This window comes from Enterobacter cloacae complex sp. IR5441 (genome assembly GCF_049238215.1).
GTDB classification, from domain to species: domain Bacteria; phylum Pseudomonadota; class Gammaproteobacteria; order Enterobacterales; family Enterobacteriaceae; genus Enterobacter; species Enterobacter hormaechei_C.
Genome location: NZ_JBMKIA010000046.1, coordinates 1 through 18,530 on the forward strand (window position 1 = coordinate 1; position 18,530 = coordinate 18,530).

Annotated in this window: 17 protein-coding genes and 2 pseudogenes; 6 read left to right on the plus strand and 13 right to left on the minus strand. The window is 53.6% G+C overall.

Annotated elements, in window-relative coordinates:
- Positions 1-102 (plus strand): hypothetical protein (locus tag ACOTX5_RS24240; protein WP_223230349.1); only part of this gene is annotated, 102 nt, incomplete at its 5' end.
- Positions 103-114: 12 nt separating this feature from the next.
- Here the strand turns inward: ACOTX5_RS24240 and ACOTX5_RS24245 are convergent.
- Positions 115-945, minus strand: a pseudogene (locus ACOTX5_RS24245) (porin); the annotation flags it as partial.
- A gap of 626 nt (positions 946-1,571) precedes the next feature.
- Positions 1,572-2,450, minus strand: coding sequence for an aromatic amino acid DMT transporter YddG (gene yddG, locus ACOTX5_RS24250; protein ID WP_032102980.1), 879 nt, complete (start codon positions 2,448-2,450; stop codon positions 1,572-1,574).
- Between the two features lie 220 nt (positions 2,451-2,670).
- Here yddG and fdnG point away from each other — a divergent pair, with 220 nt between their 5' ends.
- Genes fdnG through fdnI form a run of 3 tightly spaced genes read left to right on the plus strand, consistent with a single transcriptional unit; the run spans position 2,671 to position 7,263 of the window.
- Positions 2,671-5,718, plus strand: coding sequence for a formate dehydrogenase-N subunit alpha (gene fdnG / locus ACOTX5_RS24255; protein ID WP_112768408.1), 3,048 nt, complete (start codon positions 2,671-2,673; stop codon positions 5,716-5,718).
- A gap of 11 nt (positions 5,719-5,729) precedes the next feature.
- Positions 5,730-6,614, plus strand: coding sequence for a formate dehydrogenase subunit beta (gene fdxH, locus ACOTX5_RS24260; protein ID WP_003857048.1), 885 nt, complete (start codon positions 5,730-5,732; stop codon positions 6,612-6,614).
- Positions 6,607-7,263: a formate dehydrogenase-N subunit gamma gene (gene fdnI, locus ACOTX5_RS24265; RefSeq protein WP_015570477.1), complete on the plus strand. Its 657-nt coding sequence runs from the start codon at positions 6,607-6,609 to the stop codon at positions 7,261-7,263. Before fdxH ends, fdnI begins: the two co-directional genes overlap by 8 nt.
- A gap of 51 nt (positions 7,264-7,314) precedes the next feature.
- On the opposite strand, the gene ACOTX5_RS24270 is transcribed toward fdnI, so the two are convergent.
- The 3 genes from ACOTX5_RS24270 to ppk2 form a co-directional block, all read right to left on the minus strand.
- A complete protein-coding gene (locus ACOTX5_RS24270; protein ID WP_017382305.1) occupies positions 7,315-7,638 on the minus strand; it encodes a CcdB family protein in 324 nt (107 codons plus the stop codon).
- Positions 7,638-7,826: a hypothetical protein gene (locus ACOTX5_RS24275; protein ID WP_017382306.1), complete on the minus strand. Its 189-nt coding sequence runs from the start codon at positions 7,824-7,826 to the stop codon at positions 7,638-7,640. The genes ACOTX5_RS24270 and ACOTX5_RS24275 overlap by 1 nt, the downstream gene beginning before the upstream one ends.
- 101 nt (positions 7,827-7,927) lie before the next feature.
- Complete coding sequence (gene ppk2, locus ACOTX5_RS24280; RefSeq protein ID WP_045911759.1) at positions 7,928-8,746, minus strand: polyphosphate kinase 2; 819 nt, start codon at positions 8,744-8,746, stop codon at positions 7,928-7,930.
- Between the two features lie 160 nt (positions 8,747-8,906).
- On the opposite strand from ppk2, the gene araJ reads away from it, so the two are divergent.
- Positions 8,907-10,082: an MFS transporter AraJ gene (gene araJ / locus ACOTX5_RS24285; protein WP_032619633.1), complete on the plus strand. Its 1,176-nt coding sequence runs from the start codon at positions 8,907-8,909 to the stop codon at positions 10,080-10,082.
- A 39-nt stretch (positions 10,083-10,121) separates the two neighbouring features.
- Here araJ and ACOTX5_RS24290 read toward each other — a convergent pair whose 3' ends face one another.
- Positions 10,122-11,324 carry an NAD(P)/FAD-dependent oxidoreductase gene (locus ACOTX5_RS24290; protein WP_039270713.1) on the minus strand — a complete coding sequence of 401 codons (1,203 nt, stop codon included), beginning with the start codon at positions 11,322-11,324 and terminating at the stop codon, positions 10,122-10,124.
- Positions 11,325-11,454: 130 nt separating this feature from the next.
- On the opposite strand from ACOTX5_RS24290, the gene ACOTX5_RS24295 reads away from it, so the two are divergent.
- Entirely contained in the window at positions 11,455-11,964 is a 510-nt protein-coding gene (locus ACOTX5_RS24295) for an RrF2 family transcriptional regulator (protein ID WP_015570482.1), read from the plus strand.
- Between the two features lie 39 nt (positions 11,965-12,003).
- Here the strand turns inward: ACOTX5_RS24295 and adhP are convergent, their stop codons facing one another.
- The 7 genes and pseudogenes from adhP to ACOTX5_RS24330 form a co-directional block, all read right to left on the minus strand.
- Positions 12,004-13,014: an alcohol dehydrogenase AdhP gene (gene adhP, locus ACOTX5_RS24300; protein WP_006810706.1), complete on the minus strand. Its 1,011-nt coding sequence runs from the start codon at positions 13,012-13,014 to the stop codon at positions 12,004-12,006.
- A 196-nt stretch (positions 13,015-13,210) separates the two neighbouring features.
- On the minus strand, positions 13,211-14,920 hold the full coding sequence (locus ACOTX5_RS24305; RefSeq protein ID WP_045911758.1) for an ABC-F family ATP-binding cassette domain-containing protein: 1,710 nt from the start codon (positions 14,918-14,920) through the stop codon (positions 13,211-13,213).
- 342 nt (positions 14,921-15,262) lie between these two features.
- Entirely contained in the window at positions 15,263-16,960 is a 1,698-nt protein-coding gene (locus ACOTX5_RS24310; protein WP_006810704.1) for an NAD-dependent malic enzyme, read from the minus strand.
- Between the two features lie 176 nt (positions 16,961-17,136).
- The gene (sra, locus tag ACOTX5_RS24315; RefSeq protein ID WP_000841561.1) at positions 17,137-17,274 is read right to left on the minus strand and encodes a stationary-phase-induced ribosome-associated protein; all 138 of its coding nucleotides are present in this window, start codon (positions 17,272-17,274) and stop codon (positions 17,137-17,139) included.
- A 95-nt stretch (positions 17,275-17,369) separates the two neighbouring features.
- The gene (gene bdm / locus ACOTX5_RS24320; protein ID WP_015570485.1) at positions 17,370-17,585 is read right to left on the minus strand and encodes a biofilm-dependent modulation protein; all 216 of its coding nucleotides are present in this window, start codon (positions 17,583-17,585) and stop codon (positions 17,370-17,372) included.
- A gap of 141 nt (positions 17,586-17,726) precedes the next feature.
- Positions 17,727-18,248 (minus strand): VOC family protein, encoded by a 522-nt coding sequence (locus tag ACOTX5_RS24325; protein ID WP_047727074.1) that lies wholly within the window; start codon positions 18,246-18,248, stop codon positions 17,727-17,729.
- A 51-nt stretch (positions 18,249-18,299) separates the two neighbouring features.
- A pseudogene (locus tag ACOTX5_RS24330) lies at positions 18,300-18,419 on the minus strand (MBL fold metallo-hydrolase); the annotation flags it as partial.
- Positions 18,420-18,530: the final 111 nt, after the last annotated feature.

Sequence of the window (18,530 nt, forward strand, 5' to 3'; positions counted from 1 at the left end):
CGGCATTCTGGCTACACAATAACAAGGGAAGACTTACTCGTGGCTGCAACCCTACTAGCTCAAAATTTATTCACACATGGTTACGCTTTGGGGAAATTATGAGGGGATCTCTCAGTACTGAGCCACAACTTCGAAGTTCTGCGCTTTGTTGGCAACGTGACCGTTACCGAACGCCGTCATGTTGCGGGTTTCAGAGTAGGTGGTTGCCAGGTAGATGTTGTTCGCATCGTACTTCAGGCCAGCAGCCCAGACTTCTGCGTTTTCGCCACCGGCGTTCAGGTTGCTTGCAGCACGAACCTGACGGTCGGTACGGTCAGATTTCGCGTAGGTCGCACCCACACCGAAGCCGTCGAATTCATAGGTAGAAGACAGACCCCAGCCGTCACCGTTGGATTCGGTGATATCGTCACGGTCGTTTTTACCCTGGTACTGAGCAGCCACGTTCAGGCCGTCAACCAGACCAAAGAAGTCGGTGTTACGGTAGGTTGCAACGCCAGTGGTACGGCCGGTCATGAAGCCGTCAGTCTGCGTCCAGGTATCGCCACCGAACTCTGGCAGAACGTCAGTCCATGCGCCGATGTCATAAGCCACACCGTAGTTACGACCGTAGTCGAAGGAACCGAATTCATCGAATTTCAGACCAGCGTACGCCAGACGGGTTTTGTTGCCGTCGGAACCTTGAGCTTCAGAGCGATTGCCCTTGAACTCATATTCCCACTGACCGTATCCGGTCAGCTGATCGTTGATCTGAGTTTCACCTTTGAAGCCCAGACGAACATACGTTTTGTCGCCGTCGCTACCAGCATCATCAGAAAAATAGTGCAGACCAGTAACTTTGCCGTACAGATCCAGTTTGTTACCGTCTTTGTTAAAAACTTCAGCCGCGTTAACAACGCCAGCTGCCAACATGGAAGTCACTGCCACTGCAACTAATTTAAGTTTCATCTTAAATAATCCTTATAATTTTATTTAGGTATTTCCTAAGCCACCTGAGCGATTTTTAAACGAGGCTTATCGTCAATGGCAGACTATTTTTAAAATTCCGTAGACTGCTTTCAATAATAAGTTTCAAAATATTAAAGATAATTTCAATTAGTGTGATCCTGATCGGATAAATTGCCCTTAAATCGGCCAGTCAGGTTAATATATAGACATAAAGTGATTATTAACCAATCAAGATAATATGACTGTGAATAGTTGACGGACGTTTTAGTTTTTTGGTGGGATTAAAAGGGTTTGGCAGGGAATGTCAAAGCATGTGTCAGGATAACCTTTTTTAAAACAGTTGATTATAAATTTCTCGGGAAACCAGAACCTGTTTTCTAACAGAAATATTCAGAAATAAACTATTGCACTTTGTGCTATATAGCGCGGGAATATTGGCGCTGAATTAATTACCTGCGTTGTCAGTTTATGTCAATTTCCACAACAACTCTGGCTTTCTGACAGCACTCTATACAGAAATTTAATTACTCTCTAATGTTACGAATTATATTCGAGGGTGTGATCACATATTAAAATATTGTTAATATTTTGCCGGGCATATTCGGTACCCGGCAAAAATAAAAATGCTATTTGCGGGTGGCATACCAGCACAGTAACGATCCGGCGCACACCATCAATGCCCCTTGCCAGAATGAGAGTGAAAGCGGAGAACTCAGCAGAATAGCCGCCAGTGCGGCGGAAAGAACTGGCGTGAAATAAGAGACAGCCGCAAGCACCGTGACGTTACCGTGAAGAATACCGATATTCCAGGCGGCGTAGCCAAAGCCAAGCGCAACCCCACACATCAATAGCTTTACCACAACCGGGACGCTGAACACCATTTCGGGCTGATCGCTGACGGCATATTTGACCCACAGACTCAGAGCGGTCAGCAGGACGAAAAGGGTAATGCCATTTTGCCCTTTGGCATACTTGCTGGTGACGGTGCAGTAGGCGGCCCAGATAAAAGCGCCAGCAAACGCCAGCCCATAACTTAGCGGACTGGAAACGACGTTCTGCATGATGTCATTCAGTTGCAGACCGTTTTCGCCACCTAAAACCCAGCACACACCCAACAGCGAGATGAGAAGCCCAGGGATCACCCACAGGGTGGTTTTTTGCCCGTTGAACAAAATCGCGAACGCAATCGTCAGGCTTGGCCACAGATAATTGACCATACCGACTTCAATCGCCTGTGAGCGCGTCGCGGCATACCCCAGCGACAGGGCCAGGCACATCTCATAGCTGACAAACAGGATGCTGCCCGCAATGAGATAGCGCGTGGAAAAACGCCGAAGATCGGGAAAACCCACCGTCACCAGACACAACAGCCCGCTGACGGTGTAAATCATCGCCGCGCCGCCCACCGGGCCCAGTCCTTCACTGACGCTGCGGATGAGACCCACCATGGTGCTCCACAACAATATGGCCGCCAGGCCTGTCAGCGTTGCTCTTTTTCTGTCCATTACCCTGCCAGTCTTCTAAAAATCAAAGGGAAAACTTATAGCATCTATTTGCTACACCTGGCGAATTTTCAAAGAGCCTGTTAACCCGAAAGGATTAGCAAATCATACCGGCAGTGACTATTAAGGGGGCGAAGTCTGACGACCTTGATTTGACGCAAAAAAAACAGGGGCTTTGCTGTTAGTTTGCGGCGCGAAGTCTTATCAGATAACGAGGACAGCAATGGACGTCAGCCGCAGACAATTTTTTAAAATCTGCGCGGGCGGTATGGCCGGAACAACAGCCGCAATGCTGGGATTCGCTCCCAAAATGGCGCTGGCTCAGGCACGCAACTATAAACTGCTGCGCGCGAAAGAGATCCGTAACACCTGCACATACTGCTCCGTGGGTTGTGGGCTATTAATGTATAGCCTGGGTGATGGCGCAAAGAACGCCAAAGAAGCGATTTATCATATTGAAGGGGACCCGGACCATCCGGTGAGCCGCGGGGCGCTTTGCCCGAAAGGGGCGGGGCTGCTGGACTACGTCCACAGTGAAAACCGTCTGCGCTACCCGGAATATCGTGCGCCGGGCTCTGACAAATGGCAGCGTATCTCCTGGGACGACGCTTTCTCCCGAATTGCAAAACTGATGAAAGCGGATCGCGACGCCAACTTTATTGAGAAGAACGAGCAGGGCGTCACGGTAAACCGCTGGACCTCCACCGGGATGCTGTGTGCCTCTGCGGCAAGTAATGAGACCGGCATGCTGACGCAAAAATTTGTGCGCTCCCTCGGCATGCTGGCGGTTGATAACCAGGCGCGCGTCTGACACGGACCAACGGTAGCAAGTCTTGCTCCAACATTTGGTCGCGGTGCGATGACCAACCACTGGGTTGATATCAAAAACGCTAACGTCGTGGTGGTAATGGGCGGTAACGCCGCTGAAGCCCATCCGGTGGGATTCCGCTGGGCGATGGAAGCGAAAAACAACAACGATGCGACGCTGATCGTCGTCGATCCGCGCTTTACGCGTACGGCATCGGTGGCTGATATCTATGCGCCGATCCGCTCCGGTACGGATATTACGTTCCTTTCCGGCGTGCTGTTGTACCTGATCGAAAATAACAAAATTAACGTGGAATACGTTAAGCATTACACCAATGCCGGCCTGCTGGTACGGGAAGATTTCGCCTTCGAAGATGGCCTCTTCAGCGGCTATGACGCCGGGAAACGTCAGTACGATAAATCGTCCTGGAACTATCAGTTCGACGAAAACGGCTACGCGAAACGCGATGAGACCCTGAGCGATCCGCGCTGCGTGTGGAACTTGCTGAAACAGCACGTTTCCCGCTATACGCCGGACGTGGTGGAAAACATCTGCGGTACGCCGAAAGCGGACTTCCTGAAAGTATGTGAAGTGCTGGCTTCCACCAGTGCCGCCGACAGAACCACTACATTCCTGTACGCGCTGGGCTGGACGCAGCATACCGTGGGCGCGCAGAACATCCGTACCATGGCGATGATCCAGCTGCTGCTCGGCAACATGGGGATGGCCGGTGGCGGCGTGAACGCCCTGCGCGGGCACTCTAACATTCAGGGCTTAACCGACCTCGGCCTGCTGTCGACCAGCCTGCCGGGTTACCTGACCCTGCCGTCCGAGAAGCAGACCGACTGGCAAAGCTGGCTTGACGCCAACACGCCAAAAGCGACGCGTCCGGACCAGGTGAACTACTGGAGTAACTATCCGAAGTTTGCCGTCAGTCTGATGAAATCGTTCTACGGCGACGCGGCGCAGAAAGAGAATGACTGGGGCTTTGAGTGGTTGCCGAAATGGGACCAGGCTTACGATGTCATCAAGTATTTCAACATGATGGATAAGGGCGACGTCACGGGTTACATCTGCCAGGGCTTTAACCCGGTAGCGTCATTCCCGGATAAAAACAAAGTCGTTCGCAGCCTGAGCAAGCTGAAGTACATGGTGGTTATCGATCCGCTGGTCACCGAAACGTCTACGTTCTGGCAGAACCACGGTGAATCAAACGATGTCGATCCGGCAGCGATTCAGACCGAGGTGTTCCGCCTGCCATCGACCTGCTTTGCGGAAGAGGACGGTTCTATTGCCAACTCTGGCCGCTGGCTACAGTGGCACTGGAAAGGTCAGGATGCGCCGGGCGAAGCGCGTAATGACGGCGAAATTCTGGCCGGGATTTACCATCGTCTGCGCGAGATGTACCGCGCAGAAGGCGGCAAAGGCGCTGAGCCGCTGCTGAAGATGAGCTGGAACTACAAGCAGCCGGATCATCCTGAGTCCGAAGAGGTGGCAAAAGAGAACAACGGCGTGGCGCTGGCCGACCTGTACGATGCCAACGGCAATCTGGTGGCGAAGAAAGGCGAGTTGCTTAATAGCTTCGCGCTGTTGCGTGACGACGGTACCACGGCTTCGTCCTGCTGGATCTACACCGGCAGCTGGACGGAGCAGGGTAACCAGATGGCCAATCGCGATAACGCCGATCCGTCAGGCCTGGGCAATACCCTGGGCTGGGCATGGGCGTGGCCGTTAAACCGCCGCGTACTGTACAACCGTGCCTCCGCAGACGTGAACGGTAAGCCGTGGGATCCGAAACGCATGCTGATCGAGTGGAACGGCACGAAGTGGACGGGGAACGATATCCCGGACTTCAACACCGCCGCGCCGGGCAGCAACACCGGGCCGTTTATCATGCAGCCGGAAGGGCTGGGACGTCTGTTTGCTATCGACAAACTGGCGGAAGGGCCGTTCCCGGAACACTACGAGCCGATGGAAACGCCGCTCGGCACTAACCCGCTGCACCCGAATGTGGTCTCCAGTCCGGTGGTGCGCATCTATGAAGACGACGTGCTGCGTTTAGGTAAAAAGGACAAGTTCCCGTATGTCGGCACCACCTACCGCCTGACCGAGCATTTCCATACCTGGACCAAGCACGCGCGGCTTAACGCCATCGCGCAGCCGGAACAGTTTGTGGAGATAAGCGAAACCCTGGCGAAGGCGAAAGGCATTGCCAACGGCGATCGCGTGAAGGTCAGCAGCAAGCGCGGCTTTATTCGCGCGGTGGCGGTGGTCACCCGTCGTCTGCAAACGCTGAACGTGCATGGCCAGCAGGTGGAAACCGTCGGTATACCGCTGCACTGGGGCTTTGAAGGGGTAGCGCAGAAAGGCTACATCGCCAATACCCTGACGCCAAACGTCGGCGATTCCAACTCGCAAACGCCGGAGTATAAAGCGTTTCTGGTCAACATCGAGAAAGCGTAAGGAGCGATTAAATGGCGATGGAAACACAAGACATTATTAAACGCTCCGCGACCAACCCGATAACGCCCGCGCCTCGTGCGCGGGATTACAAGGCAGAAGTCGCCAAACTGATCGATGTCTCCTCCTGCGTGGGCTGTAAGGCCTGCCAGGTGGCCTGCTCGGAGTGGAACGATATTCGCGACGAGGTGGGGCACTGCGTTGGGGTCTATGACAATCCTGCTGATCTGAGCGCCAAGTCCTGGACGGTGATGCGCTTTAGCGAAACCGACCAGAACGGCAAGCTGGAGTGGCTGATCCGTAAAGACGGCTGTATGCACTGTGAAGATCCGGGCTGCCTGAAGGCATGCCCGTCTGCCGGGGCAATCATTCAGTACGCCAACGGGATCGTCGACTTCCAGCAGGATAACTGCATCGGCTGCGGTTACTGTATTGCGGGCTGTCCGTTTAATATCCCGCGCCTCAATAAAGAGGATAACCGGGTCTATAAATGCACGCTGTGCGTCGATCGCGTCAGCGTCGGCCAGGAGCCTGCCTGCGTGAAGACCTGTCCTACCGGGGCGATCCACTTCGGTACCAAAAAAGAGATGCTGGAAGTGGCACAGCAGCGGGTGGATAAGCTCAAAGCGCGCGGCTATGACAAGGCCGGGATTTATAACCCGCAGGGTGTCGGCGGTACGCACGTCATGTATGTTCTGCACCACAATGACCAGCCGGAGCTGTATCACAATCTGCCGAAAGATCCGGCGATCGATACCTCAATCAACCTGTGGAAAGGGGCGCTTAAGCCGCTCTCAGCAGCGGGCTTTATCGCCACCTTTGCCGGGCTGATTTATCACTACATCGGTATCGGACCGAATAAAGAGGTGGATGACGACGAGGAGGAGCATCATGAGTAAGTCGAAAATGATAGTGCGCACAAAATTTGTCGATCGCGCCTGTCACTGGACGGTGGTCATCTGCTTCTTCCTGGTGGCGGTATCCGGCATTTCGTTCTTTTTCCCGACGCTACAGTGGCTCACGGAAACCTTCGGGACACCGCAGATGGGGCGCATTCTGCATCCGTTCTTCGGCGTGCTGATTTTCGTGGTGCTGATGTTTATGTTCGTGCGTTTCGTTCATCACAACATCCCTGACAAGCAGGATATTCCCTGGATTAAAGGGATTGTTGAGGTTCTGAAAGGCAACGAGCATAAAGTCGCGAAGGTGGGCAAATACAACGCCGGGCAGAAGATGATGTTCTGGACCATCATGAGTATGATTTTCGTGCTGCTGGTGACCGGAGTGATTATCTGGCGTCCGTATTTTGCCCAATATTTCCCGATCCAGGTGGTGCGCTACGCACTGCTGATCCACGCGACCTCGGCCATTATTCTGATCCACGCCATCCTGATCCATATGTATATGGCCTTCTGGGTGAAAGGATCGATTAAAGGCATGATTGAAGGGAAGGTGAGCCGCCGCTGGGCGCAAAAACACCATCCGCGCTGGTATCGGGACGTCGAGCGTCTTGAAGCGCAAAAAGAGAGTTCGGAAGGGTTGAAGTAAACCTCGCGCCGTCGGCATTGTCCGGCGGCGCTGCACTTGCGCGGCTCTGAGCTACGTATTGGTAATTAACGCATCAATTCCTGCAAGAACACTACTTCTTGCACTGCGCAGATTACATACATAATTCTTATTATTAAGTTTCTTTGTCTCCACGTGTGTGATGTTGGCTGTATTAAGAAAATATGTCTGGAATTCAATGTTCACCAGTGGCGTTGCAGCGTTTGAATGTCCTCTTAAATGATTGTGATAGCTTAACGGTACAATAAGTCTCGTTGATAAGTCGTCATAAAAATCGTGCTGAATAATCATAAAATAGGGCTGGTATTCACGCGTTCTGTCTGATGGGTTGCGATAAACGTCAAACTGAAAACACATCAAAGCCCTCCAAAATAAGGGTCATCCGATAATAGCCCTGCTTTGGCCGTTAATTCATTCATCGCTTTAATAAATCCCTGATCCTGTTGATGCTGTCGCTTGTGCTCTGCTGTTGTAGAGAGTGGGCGAGGCTTTTTCCCCGTAAAAGGCTTTGTTGTAACACATCTTTCTGTGCGGTTCGGTTTCATGTTTTCTCCTTTGTTGGTGCGGTCATTATCAACCGCAGCCAACAAAAAACAATACTGTTTCCCCTAGTAATCTACATTATGCGAGCCGTCTTCCAGTAATATCAAAACCGCTCTGCAATATAGCGGAAGGGATATTTTGTAGGCTTCACTTTGCCGATCTTGCGTTTCGGTAAATCCACTTTGTCTACGTGAATTTCTTTATAGGGGATCTGGGAAAGCAGATGCGAAATAATATTCAGCCGCACCCGTTTTTTATCTTCTGAGCGCGCCACAAACCACGGCGCCCAGGCGGTGTCGGTCGCTTTAAACATCGCGTCGCGGGCGAGGGTATACTCATCCCACAGATTGAAAGATTTAATATCCATTGGAGACAGCTTCCAGATCTTGCGACCATCATTAATGCGATCGCGAAGGCGTCGCTCCTGCTCTTTTGGCGTTACTTCAAGCCAGTATTTCAACAAAATGATCCCGGCATCGACCATCGCTTTTTCCATCACCGGCGTTCCATCAAGAAATTTTTCGGCCTGCTCCTCGGTACAGAAACCCATGACTCTTTCCACGCCCGCACGGTTGTACCAGCTGCGGTCAAAAATAACGATTTCCCCGGCAGAGGGCAGATGGGGAACGTAACGCTGAAAATAGAGCTGACTTTTCTCTTTATCGGTGGGAGCCGGTAACGCAACAACGCGAAACACCCGAGGGCTGACGCGTTCGGTGATGGCTTTGATGACGCCGCCTTTACCGGCGCCGTCTCGTCCTTCAAAAACAATACAGACCTTTAACCCTTTGGCGACCACCCATTGCTGGAGCTTAACCAGTTCAACATGGAGGCGGCGAAGCCCTTGCTCGTACGCTTTGGTTTTGAGCGGCGCGTTTTTAACGACATCATCAACAACACGGGTTTTCTTCTTACTGACCATGGTGGGTCTCCCTTTGTATCCGGTCGCGGGATCGAGGCCGTACTAAGAGTGTAATCGGCCTGAATGAATGGATTAATGTGTCAGAAATCTGATTTGAACTGGTTCACCATACAAGTTTAATCAATAATGCACGCTGCATTTTTTTAACAGTGGTCGCGGTATGAAAAAGACAATTTTTTCGTTAGCACTGGGTACCTTTGGCCTGGGGATGGCTGAGTTTGGCATTATGGGCGTGCTGACCGAGCTGGCTCATGATACGGGCATTTCGATTCCCTCCGCCGGAAATATGATTTCGTTTTACGCTTTTGGCGTGGTGATCGGCGCGCCGATTGTGGCGCTGTTCTCCAGCAAATTTTCGCTGAAAACAACGCTGCTGTTTCTGGTGGCGATGTGCGTCGTCGGTAACGCGCTCTTTACCTTCTCTGACTCCTACGTGGGACTGGCGGCGGGGCGCTTAATCTCTGGTTTCCCGCATGGCGCGATTTTCGGAGTGGGGGCGATAATCCTGTCAAAAATCGCGCCGCCGGGTAAAGTGACGGTCGCTGTGGCCGGGATGATTGCCGGGATGACCGTTGCCAACCTGCTTGGCGTGCCGCTCGGGACGTGGCTGGGACATGAATTTAACTGGCGTTACACCTTCTTTTTGATTGCGGTCTTTGACGCGCTGGTGATCCTGTCTGTTCTGCTGTGGGTGCCTGACATTCACGACACGACAACCACCCGGCTGGCAGAACAATTCCACTTCCTGAAGAAACCGGAACCGTGGCTGATTTTTGCCGCTACGATGTTTGGCAATGCCGGGGTGTTTGCCTGGTTTAGCTTCGTGAAGCCGTTTATGGTCAACGTGTCAGGCTTTTCTGAGGGCGTCATGACCGCGATCATGATGCTGATGGGGCTGGGCATGGTGCTGGGAAATGTCTTCAGCGGCAAGCTGTCGTCACGCTTTAGCCCGCTGCGCATTGCTGCCACCACTGACCTGGTGATTGTGGCTTCGCTGCTGGCGTTGTTCGCCTTTGGCGAGCTTAAAACAGCTTCACTGGTCATGGGATTCATCTGCTGCGCCGGGCTGTTTGCGCTCTCTGCGCCGCTGCAAATTCTGCTGCTGCAAAATGCGAAAGGCGGCGAGATGCTGGGGGCCGCAGGCGGGCAAATGGCGTTTAACCTCGGCAGCGCAATTGGCGCCTATTTCGGTGGATTAATGATTACGCTCGGCTTTAGCTGGAGCTATGTCACGCTGCCGGCCGCGATTTTATCCTTCTCTGCGATGACTTCTCTGCTGATGTATGGTTATTTATGTGCCAAAAAGCGTCAGGCCAACGCAGGTGCGCTGGCCTGATTGCACACTTTGCCCGCTGGTCGCGGGCGCAGAAGGGGACTAAACGAATTTCGCCAGCGGGTCAGCGGCGGCAAAAGCGACCGCTTTGTCTGCTGCTGGCGGGTAAATCAGTTCGTTGGTGATGGCGACTTTGATCTTTTTGCCTTCCTCGCGCACGGATTTAACGCGCTGTTCCCAGCCCTCGGTGTATACCGCGCCCCAGCCACCTAAATCCAGACAGGTGACGTAGTTCACCTGACGGTAAGGGTACGGCTCCAGATTTAACAGGCTGGCCGCCGCGTTGTGTCCGGCGAATTTCCCCAGCTGGATCGCGTGCTGGCAGGTCATCAGCGCCGTGTTGCCCGCATCGTCCGTTTTGGCGTGCGCCATATCACCCGTCGCGTAAACCTCAGGATGCGCAGGAACCTGCAACGTGTCGTTGACGATCAGCCGACCCTGAGTATCGCGTTCCCCGTCAATTTGCAGGCTGAGGAGGTTAGCTTCTACCCCTGCCGTCCACACTACAGTGGCGCTGGCAATGCGCTCTCCGTTTTTCAGCGTTACGCCGCTGGCATCGATGGCTTCAATTTCACTGTTTAAACGCCATTCAACGCCGAGCACGTTGCTTGCTTCTTCAATTGTGTTACGCAGCGCCTCGCTATAACGCCCGCCGATGGTTGCACCTCTTTCAACTACGATTACTTTAGTCTTTGTATCAGCGCCGAAGCGAGTACGGAGTCGGGCAGGGAGTTCCGTTGCCAGTTCGATGCCGGTAAAGCCGCCGCCACACACGACCACGGTATTACGCTCCGGGGTGGAGGGGCGCGAAACCAGCGAATCAAGATGCTGCTCGAATAATCTGGCGGAGTCGAGTTGGTCGATATCAAAGGCGTATTCAGCCAGACCGGCAACAGGAGGACGTTTAGTCTGGCTACCGGTTGCGAGGATCAGACGTTCCCAGGCGACGTCAGCAATCGCGCCGTTTGAATCGCGATACAAAACGGTTTTAGACGAGGTATCAATACGTTGTGCTTCGCCCGCAATAAAGGCGATACCCAGCTCAGCAAACAGTTCGGTCAGCGGCGCGACCATCGTCGACACGTTCTCTTCATAAAAGCGTGGGCGAACGCGTAGCTCCGCAACAGGGGCCAGCACGGCAATGCTGAGGCTATTGTTACCCGCCAGAGCAGAAAGGCGCGCGGCGCTGACCGCAGCCCACATACCGGAAAACCCACTACCCACAATTAAAATCTGCTTTTTCATACTCGATCCTTTAGTGCGTCAGGCTGTATGTCTGACATAACTGCCACTATACTTGTCGGAGTTAACTGCGACAACTTCTTTCTGAGTTAAAAATCGTTATAATGCAGCGAACAATGACCCGGAGTGAGCCATGGCGTTTTACAGTTCTGGTGTGGAATATGGCATTCATAGCCTGATGTGTATGGTGGATGCAAAAGGCAATGAACGTGAGATGAGCGTCCGGGAGATGGCGGCCTTGCAGGGCGTGCCGTACGACTATCTTGGAAAAATCTTCACCCGTTTATCACGCGCGGGGCTGGTCATCAGCACCGAAGGCAAAGGGGGAGGCTTCCGGCTGGCGCGTCCGGCCGAGCTGATCAGCGTGCTGGACGTGGCGCATGCCATTGACGGCGAGAAGAATATGTTTGAGTGTCGGGAAGTGCGTCAGCGCCTGGCGGTGTTTGATGAAACGCCACCTGCCTGGGTCTGTGACGGCCCGTGTGGGGTGCGCTCGGTCATGGACAGCGCGCAGCAGCGGATGGAAGAGGAGTTAGGGCGCCATACCATCCTGGATCTGGCGCGGAAGATGTATCGAAAAGCGCCGGACACGTTCCAGATCGAGGTTCAGGAATGGATTTCCGATCGCCGTTCGTCCACATGAAAAGCCGGGCAGGGCAGAGCCGATACCCGGCCACCGCGGTTAAGAACGTAAATCAATCACCATACGGCCACGGATCTGGCCCTGTTCCATCTCTTTGAAGATGGCGTTGATATCTTCCAGTGGGCGCATTGTAACTTTCGGTTTCACCTTACCTTCAGCCGCAAACTGGAAGGCTTCGAGCAGATCCTGACGGGTACCCACCAGGGAACCCACTACCTGAATCCCATCCAGGACCAGACGTGGAATATCCAGGCTCATCGCTTCCGGCGGCAGGCCTACAGCCACCACGCGGCCTCCGGCGCGAACTGCGTCAACGGCAGAGTTGAAGGCCGCTTTCGCTACCGCCGTCACCACCGCCGCATGTGCACCGCCGGTTTTCTCCTGAATCACTTTTGCCGCATCTTCACTGCGGGAGTTCACGGTTAAGTCTGCGCCCATGCTGGCAGCGAGCTTCAGCTGCTCGTCATTCACGTCAATGGCGATAACTTTCGCATTGAAGACATTTTTAGCGTATTGCAGCGCGAGGTTGCCCAGACCGCCCAGGCCGTAGATCGCAATCCACTGGCCGGGTTTGATGTCAGAGACTTTTACCGCTTTGTAGGTGGTGACCCCGGCGCAGGTGATGCTGCTGGCCGCCGCAGAGTCCAGCCCGTCCGGGACTTTAACCGCGTAATCCGCGGTTACGATGCACTCTTCCGCCATGCCGCCGTCAACGGAGTAACCCGCGTTTTTCACGTCACGGCACAACGTTTCGTTGCCGGTATTACAATATTCACAGTGGCCACAGCCTTCGAAGAACCACGCCACGCTTGCACGATCGCCTACTTTTAGCGACGTGACGCCCGGACCAATCTCTTTGACGATACCAATCCCTTCGTGGCCGAGGATCACCCCGGTTTTGTCGCCAAAATCGCCATTCTTAACATGGAGATCGGTATGGCAAACGCCACAGCACTCCATCTTCAGCAGCGCTTCACCATGTTTGAGCGCGCGTAAGGTTTTTTCTGTGACATTAACCTGATGATCCTGAGTGACAACAGCAGCCTTCATGTGTTTCTCCTTTCATGATGAGTATCTGCATAGCAGGTCTGATTACCCATTAAGGATTAATACTTTGGCGCTGTAATGCAAGGCAACCGCAACATAATGTCATTATTTGATGCATTTTCGGATTAAGAAAAGGCTGTACCCCTCATAAATTGGGGTGAAAAACACTGGCCCGGCGACGCCACCGCCGGGCTCAGATTTACAGTTGCGCTTCTATCACCTTAATCTCTTTTCGCCATTGCGCCTGTAATTGCGGTTTTTGGTGTTTTGGCTTACGCGCCAAATCCTCTTCCAGCAGCGTTTCCAGGGCAACCAGGCGTTCGAGCAGATCGTCAGACGCTGAAGAGGGTGCCTTCAATGCGTTATTCGATGCCTCAGGTACAACCGGAGCGGTGTCCTCACGCAGACGCTCAAACACCGCCTCCGCATCGTGCCATTCGCTCAGCCTGCCGTCCTCAATCAGCCAGAAGCGGTTACAGCTCTGGCTAATTAACTGACGATCGTGGCTCACCAGCAGCACTCCGCCTTCAAACTGTTGCAGCGTTTCCGCCAGCGCCTCTTTGCCTTCCATGTCCAGGTGGTTGGTCGGTTCATCCAGCATCAGCAGGCTATAACGGGCAAGCGTCAGGCCGACGAACAGCAGGCGCGAACGTTCCCCGCCGCTCAGCGTACTGACTTTTTGCCCGTGACGCGCCCACGGGAACCCGGCACTGATGAGCGCCATTTTACGGGTCTGCGGATCTGGCGCGAAAGGCTCCAGCGCATCAAGCAGCGCCGCATCATCTGGCAACTGGTGCAGCGTCTGGTCGTAGTAGCCGGGTGAGACGCGCGGATGACGCTTAAGCCGCTCGTCCGCGATCTCGTCGCGAAAATGTCGCCAGATAAGCTTCAGCAGCGACGATTTTCCGCAGCCGTTACGACCCACAATCGCCACGCGATCGCCGCTCTTCAGCCGCGCGCTGTCGAGAGTAAACAGGTCTGGCAGACCCGGCGCCGGGGGGACGCCGAGGTGAGTCATTTCCAGCAGGCGGTCGGCCCGAAGCGCGTCCCCGCGCAGGGTTAAGGTCCACGGGCTTCCCGCCGTCAGTTCCGTCTGGGTCTCTTTCAGGCGTTCGACCTGTTTTTCCATCTGCTTAGCCTTACGGGAGAGATCTTCGTTGTCATAGACCTTGCCCCAGTTCGCGAGACGCCGTGCGCTGGCCGTGACGCGGTCGATCTCTTTTTGCTCTGCCTTATGGCGCAACGCATCGCTTTCGTCTTTTGCGTCGAGCGCCAGACGGGCGGCAGTGCAGGGAAGGGCAAAGGCGTGCAGCGTTTTATCGCGCAGGATCCAGCTGCCGTTGGTTACCGCGTCCAGCAGTTGCCTGTCGTGTGAGACCAGCACAAAGCTGCCGGACCAGTTTTGTAGAAACTGCTCCAGCCACAGCAGGGTCGGCAGGTCAAGGTGGTTGCTCGGTTCGTCCAGAAGCAGCAGATCCGGATCGCTTATCAACGCTCGTGCCAGCAGCAACCGCGTATGCTGGCCGCCGCTCAGCGTGGCGGAGGTTAACGCCGTTTCCTGCGTCGTGAAGCCCATTCCGGCCAGCAGCGACTCGGCTTTCCAGCGCAAACTGTCGCGCTCACCGATCGGCAGCTGCGCCAGCACCGCATCCAGCATGGTCAGGGGATCAAGAGTCTCCGGCAGATGTTGTTCCACGCGCGCCAGCAGGCAATGCCCCGCCAGTGAAACGGTTCCGGCAGCAGGGGACTGCGTCCCGTCGAGGATTTTCAGCAGCGTACTTTTTCCGCAGCCGTTATCACCCAGCAGGCCGATGCGATCGCCTTTTTTCAACGTAAAGGAGAGAGAGTCGAAGAGCGTGCCGAACGCTGTATCAACGCGTAAAGAATGTGCAGTGAGTAAAGTGCTCATTGTTGCTTACCCAGGAGTTACAGGCATGTTTATGCCTCGTCAAACATCGCTGACGATAACTCAGTAAGCCCGAGAGAAGGGATTTCAGGGGTTGGTGTCTTCGCTCAAGCAGAAGTTATCGCAGCACGATACCGATAACGCTTGAGCTGGTGCGATCACCAAATGTATGTGAAACATTGAAAATTTCACAGTACAGCATAATTGGCCTCCTTATATATTCAGTAGGTTAATGGATGAAGGGAGTGTAGCGGGGGAAAATGGGTTTGGCTAGTGGGAGGTGCCGTATATTCCCCTCACCCAGCCCTCTCCCCTTTGAGGAGAGGGCTGGGTGAGGGGCAATGCTTAAATAGAAGTACGACGATAGCTACGGTATTCCGGCATCCAGAAGTTATCGTCAATCGCCTGCTGCAACGCATCGGCAGAGGTTTTCACCGCGACGCCTTGCTGCTGCGCCATTTTGCCTACCGCGAAGGCAATTGCGCGGGACACTTTATGAATGTCTTTCAGCTCCGGCAGTACCAGGCCTTCACCGTTATTCACCAGCGGTGAGTGACCTGCCAGCGTTTCGCTCGCGGACATCAGCATTTCGTCGGTGATGCGTGACGCGCCGGAGGCGATAACCCCCAGACCAATACCCGGGAAGATATAGGAGTTATTGCACTGTGCGATGGGATAGAGTTTGTCCTTCCACAGCACCGGATCAAACGGGCTGCCGGTCGCGACCAGTGCCTTACCTTCTGTCCAGGCGATGATATCCTGCGGCGTTGCCTCCACGCGTGAAGTCGGGTTAGACAGCGGCATCACGATAGGGCGTTCGCAGTGCTTGTGCATCTCGCGAATAATCTCTTCCGTGAAGAGGCCGGTCTGCCCGGATACGCCGATCAGAATGTCCGGCTTCACGTTGCGCACCACGTCAAGAAGCGAGAGCACTTCGTTATCCGTATCCCAGTTTTTCAGGTTTTCACGCTTCTGCACCAGTTTGGTCTGGAACGGGAGCAGGTTTGGCATACCGTCGGTCAGCAGGCCAAAACGGTCCACCATAAAGACGCGGGAGCGAGCCAGCTCTTCGCTTAAGCCTTCGCGCTGGGTCTGGGCAATAATTTGCTCGGCGATGCCGCAGCCCGCGGAGCCTGCACCCAGGAAGACAATTTTCTGATAGCTGAGCTGGCTGCCTGCCGCACGGCTCGCGGCAATCAGCGTCCCCACGGTCACTGCCGCAGTGCCCTGAATGTCATCGTTGAACGAGCAGATCTCATCGCGGTAGCGGTTCAGCAGCGGCATGGCGTTTTTCTGTGCGAAGTCTTCGAACTGCAACAGCACGTCCGGCCAGCGGTGCTTCACGGCCTGGATGAAATCATCAACAAACTGATAGTACTCGTCGTCGGTAATGCGCGGGTGACGCCAGCCCATGTACAGCGGATCGTTCAGCAGTTGCTGGTTGTTGGTCCCCACGTCCAGCACAACCGGCAGGGTGTAGGCCGGGCTGATCCCGCCGCAGGCGGTATACAGCGAGAGCTTACCGATGGGGATCCCCATCCCACCAATGCCCTGGTCGCCAAGGCCCAGAATACGTTCGCCATCGGTTACCACGATCACCTTGATGTTGTGATTAGGCACGTTTTGCAGAATGTCGTCCATGTTGTGACGGTTCTGATAGGAGATGAACACGCCGCGGGAACGACGGTAGATCTCTGAGAAGCGTTCACACGCCGCGCCGACGGTTGGGGTGTAAATGACGGGCATCATCTCTTCGAGATGGTTCTGCACCAGGCGGTAGAAGAGGGTTTCGTTGGTGTCCTGGATATTACGCAGGTAGATGTGCTTATCGATTTCGGTTTTAAAGCCCTGATACTGGATCCAGGCGCGTTCCGCCTGTTCTTCAATGGTTTCAACCACTTCAGGCAGCAGACCCAGCAGGTTAAAGCTGCTGCGCTCTTCCATGCTAAAGGCGCTGCCTTTGTTCAGAAGGGGAAACTCCAGTAAAACCGGACCGGCGTAAGGAATATAAAGGGAACGATGTTTTTTCAGTTTGTTGTCCATGTCACTCACTCTTTTTAAGAAGATCCGTCCCTGACACTGCTGTTTGTCATCTTTTTGGCCTGTGCTACGGGGTGCGGTCGGGCGGTATTATAAAGGAGCTAAATATTAATTACCGCAACACATAAACAAAAACACCACCGGGGTAACCGATGGTGTTGTGGATTTCGTACTGGAACTTACTTGCCTGCCTGACGTTTCCTGCCGGTGGCGTGGGTCACTTGCGTTTCGCTCCCCTCTTCAATAACCACTTTGCGCTGGTTTGAGAGCTTGTAGTTCAGTCCCAGAATGTGGCGTGCCTGACGGTTCGATTTCATATTAACTCCTCAATCCCGTTGATAGTTTTAAGGACAAGTTTGCTCACGCAAACGAAATGTAACCCCTTAGGTTGCAGATCCAGCTTAGCAGGTTTTTACAAAGGTGCATTTTGCCCGCTAACGACATAGTTGATGGTTTGCTGGTAGATGTCACTGAGGATGTCATTGTCTGTGGCTTCCACCCACCTGGTCAGTTCCATCAAAATGTCATCTTCGGTAACAACACCGTGCTCCGCCTGAAGACCCTGCGCAATCGCGTTAACGAGTTCGGGTTGTGCTGCTGTGGTATGTGCCGGGTAATAAGTAAACATGCTGCCTCCGTGTCGTTGTCTGTTTAATGTTACGGCGTGCAAAATCGTAATTCGCATTCAGATTGGCAAATATTTTCGCCGTTGTGGTTCAGATTCGTCCTGGAAATAAAAATATCATCTCCCGTAGCACAGAAATAAAATTCAGGGTTTCCAGTGGCGTAAATTTGTCGTTTTTTCATAAGGCATGGGCGTTGGCCAGGAAATCAATTCTACAATGCTGCCCCAGGGGGTTTGCCCATAGCAGAAAGCATTACCTTCACCTTGCTCATCCGGAAACGTGAGCGGCTTTGGCGCGGTAAACATCTCCCCGCCAGCAGCGGTGAAAGCGGCTATCGCCTTATCAAAATCATCAACATAAACAGCAAAATGCTGGAGGCCAAAGTCGCTGGCGCGGGCGGGCATTCCCTGTTCAGGGCCATGCATTTCGAAAAGTTCTATGCCGGGTCCGTGGGGCATGACGAGCATGCGAATGGCGTGAATTTTTGTGCCGGGAAATAATTTTAAGGTGTGCTGCTGGGCGGGCTGATCAATATTATCGGTTTGCGCATCGACAGAATGATATAAAACCTGGGCGTCGAAAGCGCGTTCAAAAAATAGGGTGGCTTTTTCAATGTCGGGCACCGTAATACCGATATGGTCGATGCCCCTTACTGAAGATGGCATAGTTAACTCCTGCTATAAAAAATTTAAATATAGCAGGAGATAATCAGGCTATTACCACTTCATTTCGCCGGTATTCACTTTGGCACTCAGTTCCAGCGAACTGGCTTCCGCCAGATTCGGCCACTGTTTTTTCATTGTGTTGATGACGCCGGTTGACGCTTTATCCTGATGAATCCCCTAATGATTTTGGTAAAAATCATTAAGTTAAGGTGGATACACATCTTGTCATATGATCAAATGGTTTCGCGAAAAATCAATAATCAGACAACAAGATGTGCGAAC

Bases quoted from the DNA above. Each gene is read 5' to 3' on its own strand.
- ACOTX5_RS24270 (WP_017382305.1), bottom strand. From the start codon at position 7,638: ATGTGTTTTCAGTTTGACGTTTATCGCAACCCATCAGACAGAACGCGT.
- adhP (WP_006810706.1), bottom strand. From the start codon at position 13,014: ATGAAGGCTGCTGTTGTCACTCAGGATCATCAGGTTAATGTCACAGAA.
- ACOTX5_RS24310 (WP_006810704.1), bottom strand. From the start codon at position 16,960: ATGGACAACAAACTGAAAAAACATCGTTCCCTTTATATTCCTTACGCC.
- ACOTX5_RS24325 (WP_047727074.1), bottom strand. From the start codon at position 18,248: ATGCCATCTTCAGTAAGGGGCATCGACCATATCGGTATTACGGTGCCC.
- araJ (WP_032619633.1), top strand. From the start codon at position 8,907: ATGAAAAAGACAATTTTTTCGTTAGCACTGGGTACCTTTGGCCTGGGG.
- fdnI (WP_015570477.1), top strand. From the start codon at position 6,607: ATGAGTAAGTCGAAAATGATAGTGCGCACAAAATTTGTCGATCGCGCC.
- bdm (WP_015570485.1), bottom strand. From the start codon at position 17,585: ATGTTTACTTATTACCCGGCACATACCACAGCAGCACAACCCGAACTC.
- ACOTX5_RS24275 (WP_017382306.1), bottom strand. From the start codon at position 7,826: ATGAAACCGAACCGCACAGAAAGATGTGTTACAACAAAGCCTTTTACG.
- yddG (WP_032102980.1), bottom strand. From the start codon at position 2,450: ATGGACAGAAAAAGAGCAACGCTGACAGGCCTGGCGGCCATATTGTTG.
- sra (WP_000841561.1), bottom strand. From the start codon at position 17,274: ATGAAATCGAACCGTCAGGCACGCCACATTCTGGGACTGAACTACAAG.
- fdxH (WP_003857048.1), top strand. From the start codon at position 5,730: ATGGCGATGGAAACACAAGACATTATTAAACGCTCCGCGACCAACCCG.
- ACOTX5_RS24295 (WP_015570482.1), top strand. From the start codon at position 11,455: ATGGCGTTTTACAGTTCTGGTGTGGAATATGGCATTCATAGCCTGATG.
- ppk2 (WP_045911759.1), bottom strand. From the start codon at position 8,746: ATGGTCAGTAAGAAGAAAACCCGTGTTGTTGATGATGTCGTTAAAAAC.
- ACOTX5_RS24305 (WP_045911758.1), bottom strand. From the start codon at position 14,920: ATGAGCACTTTACTCACTGCACATTCTTTACGCGTTGATACAGCGTTC.
- ACOTX5_RS24290 (WP_039270713.1), bottom strand. From the start codon at position 11,324: ATGAAAAAGCAGATTTTAATTGTGGGTAGTGGGTTTTCCGGTATGTGG.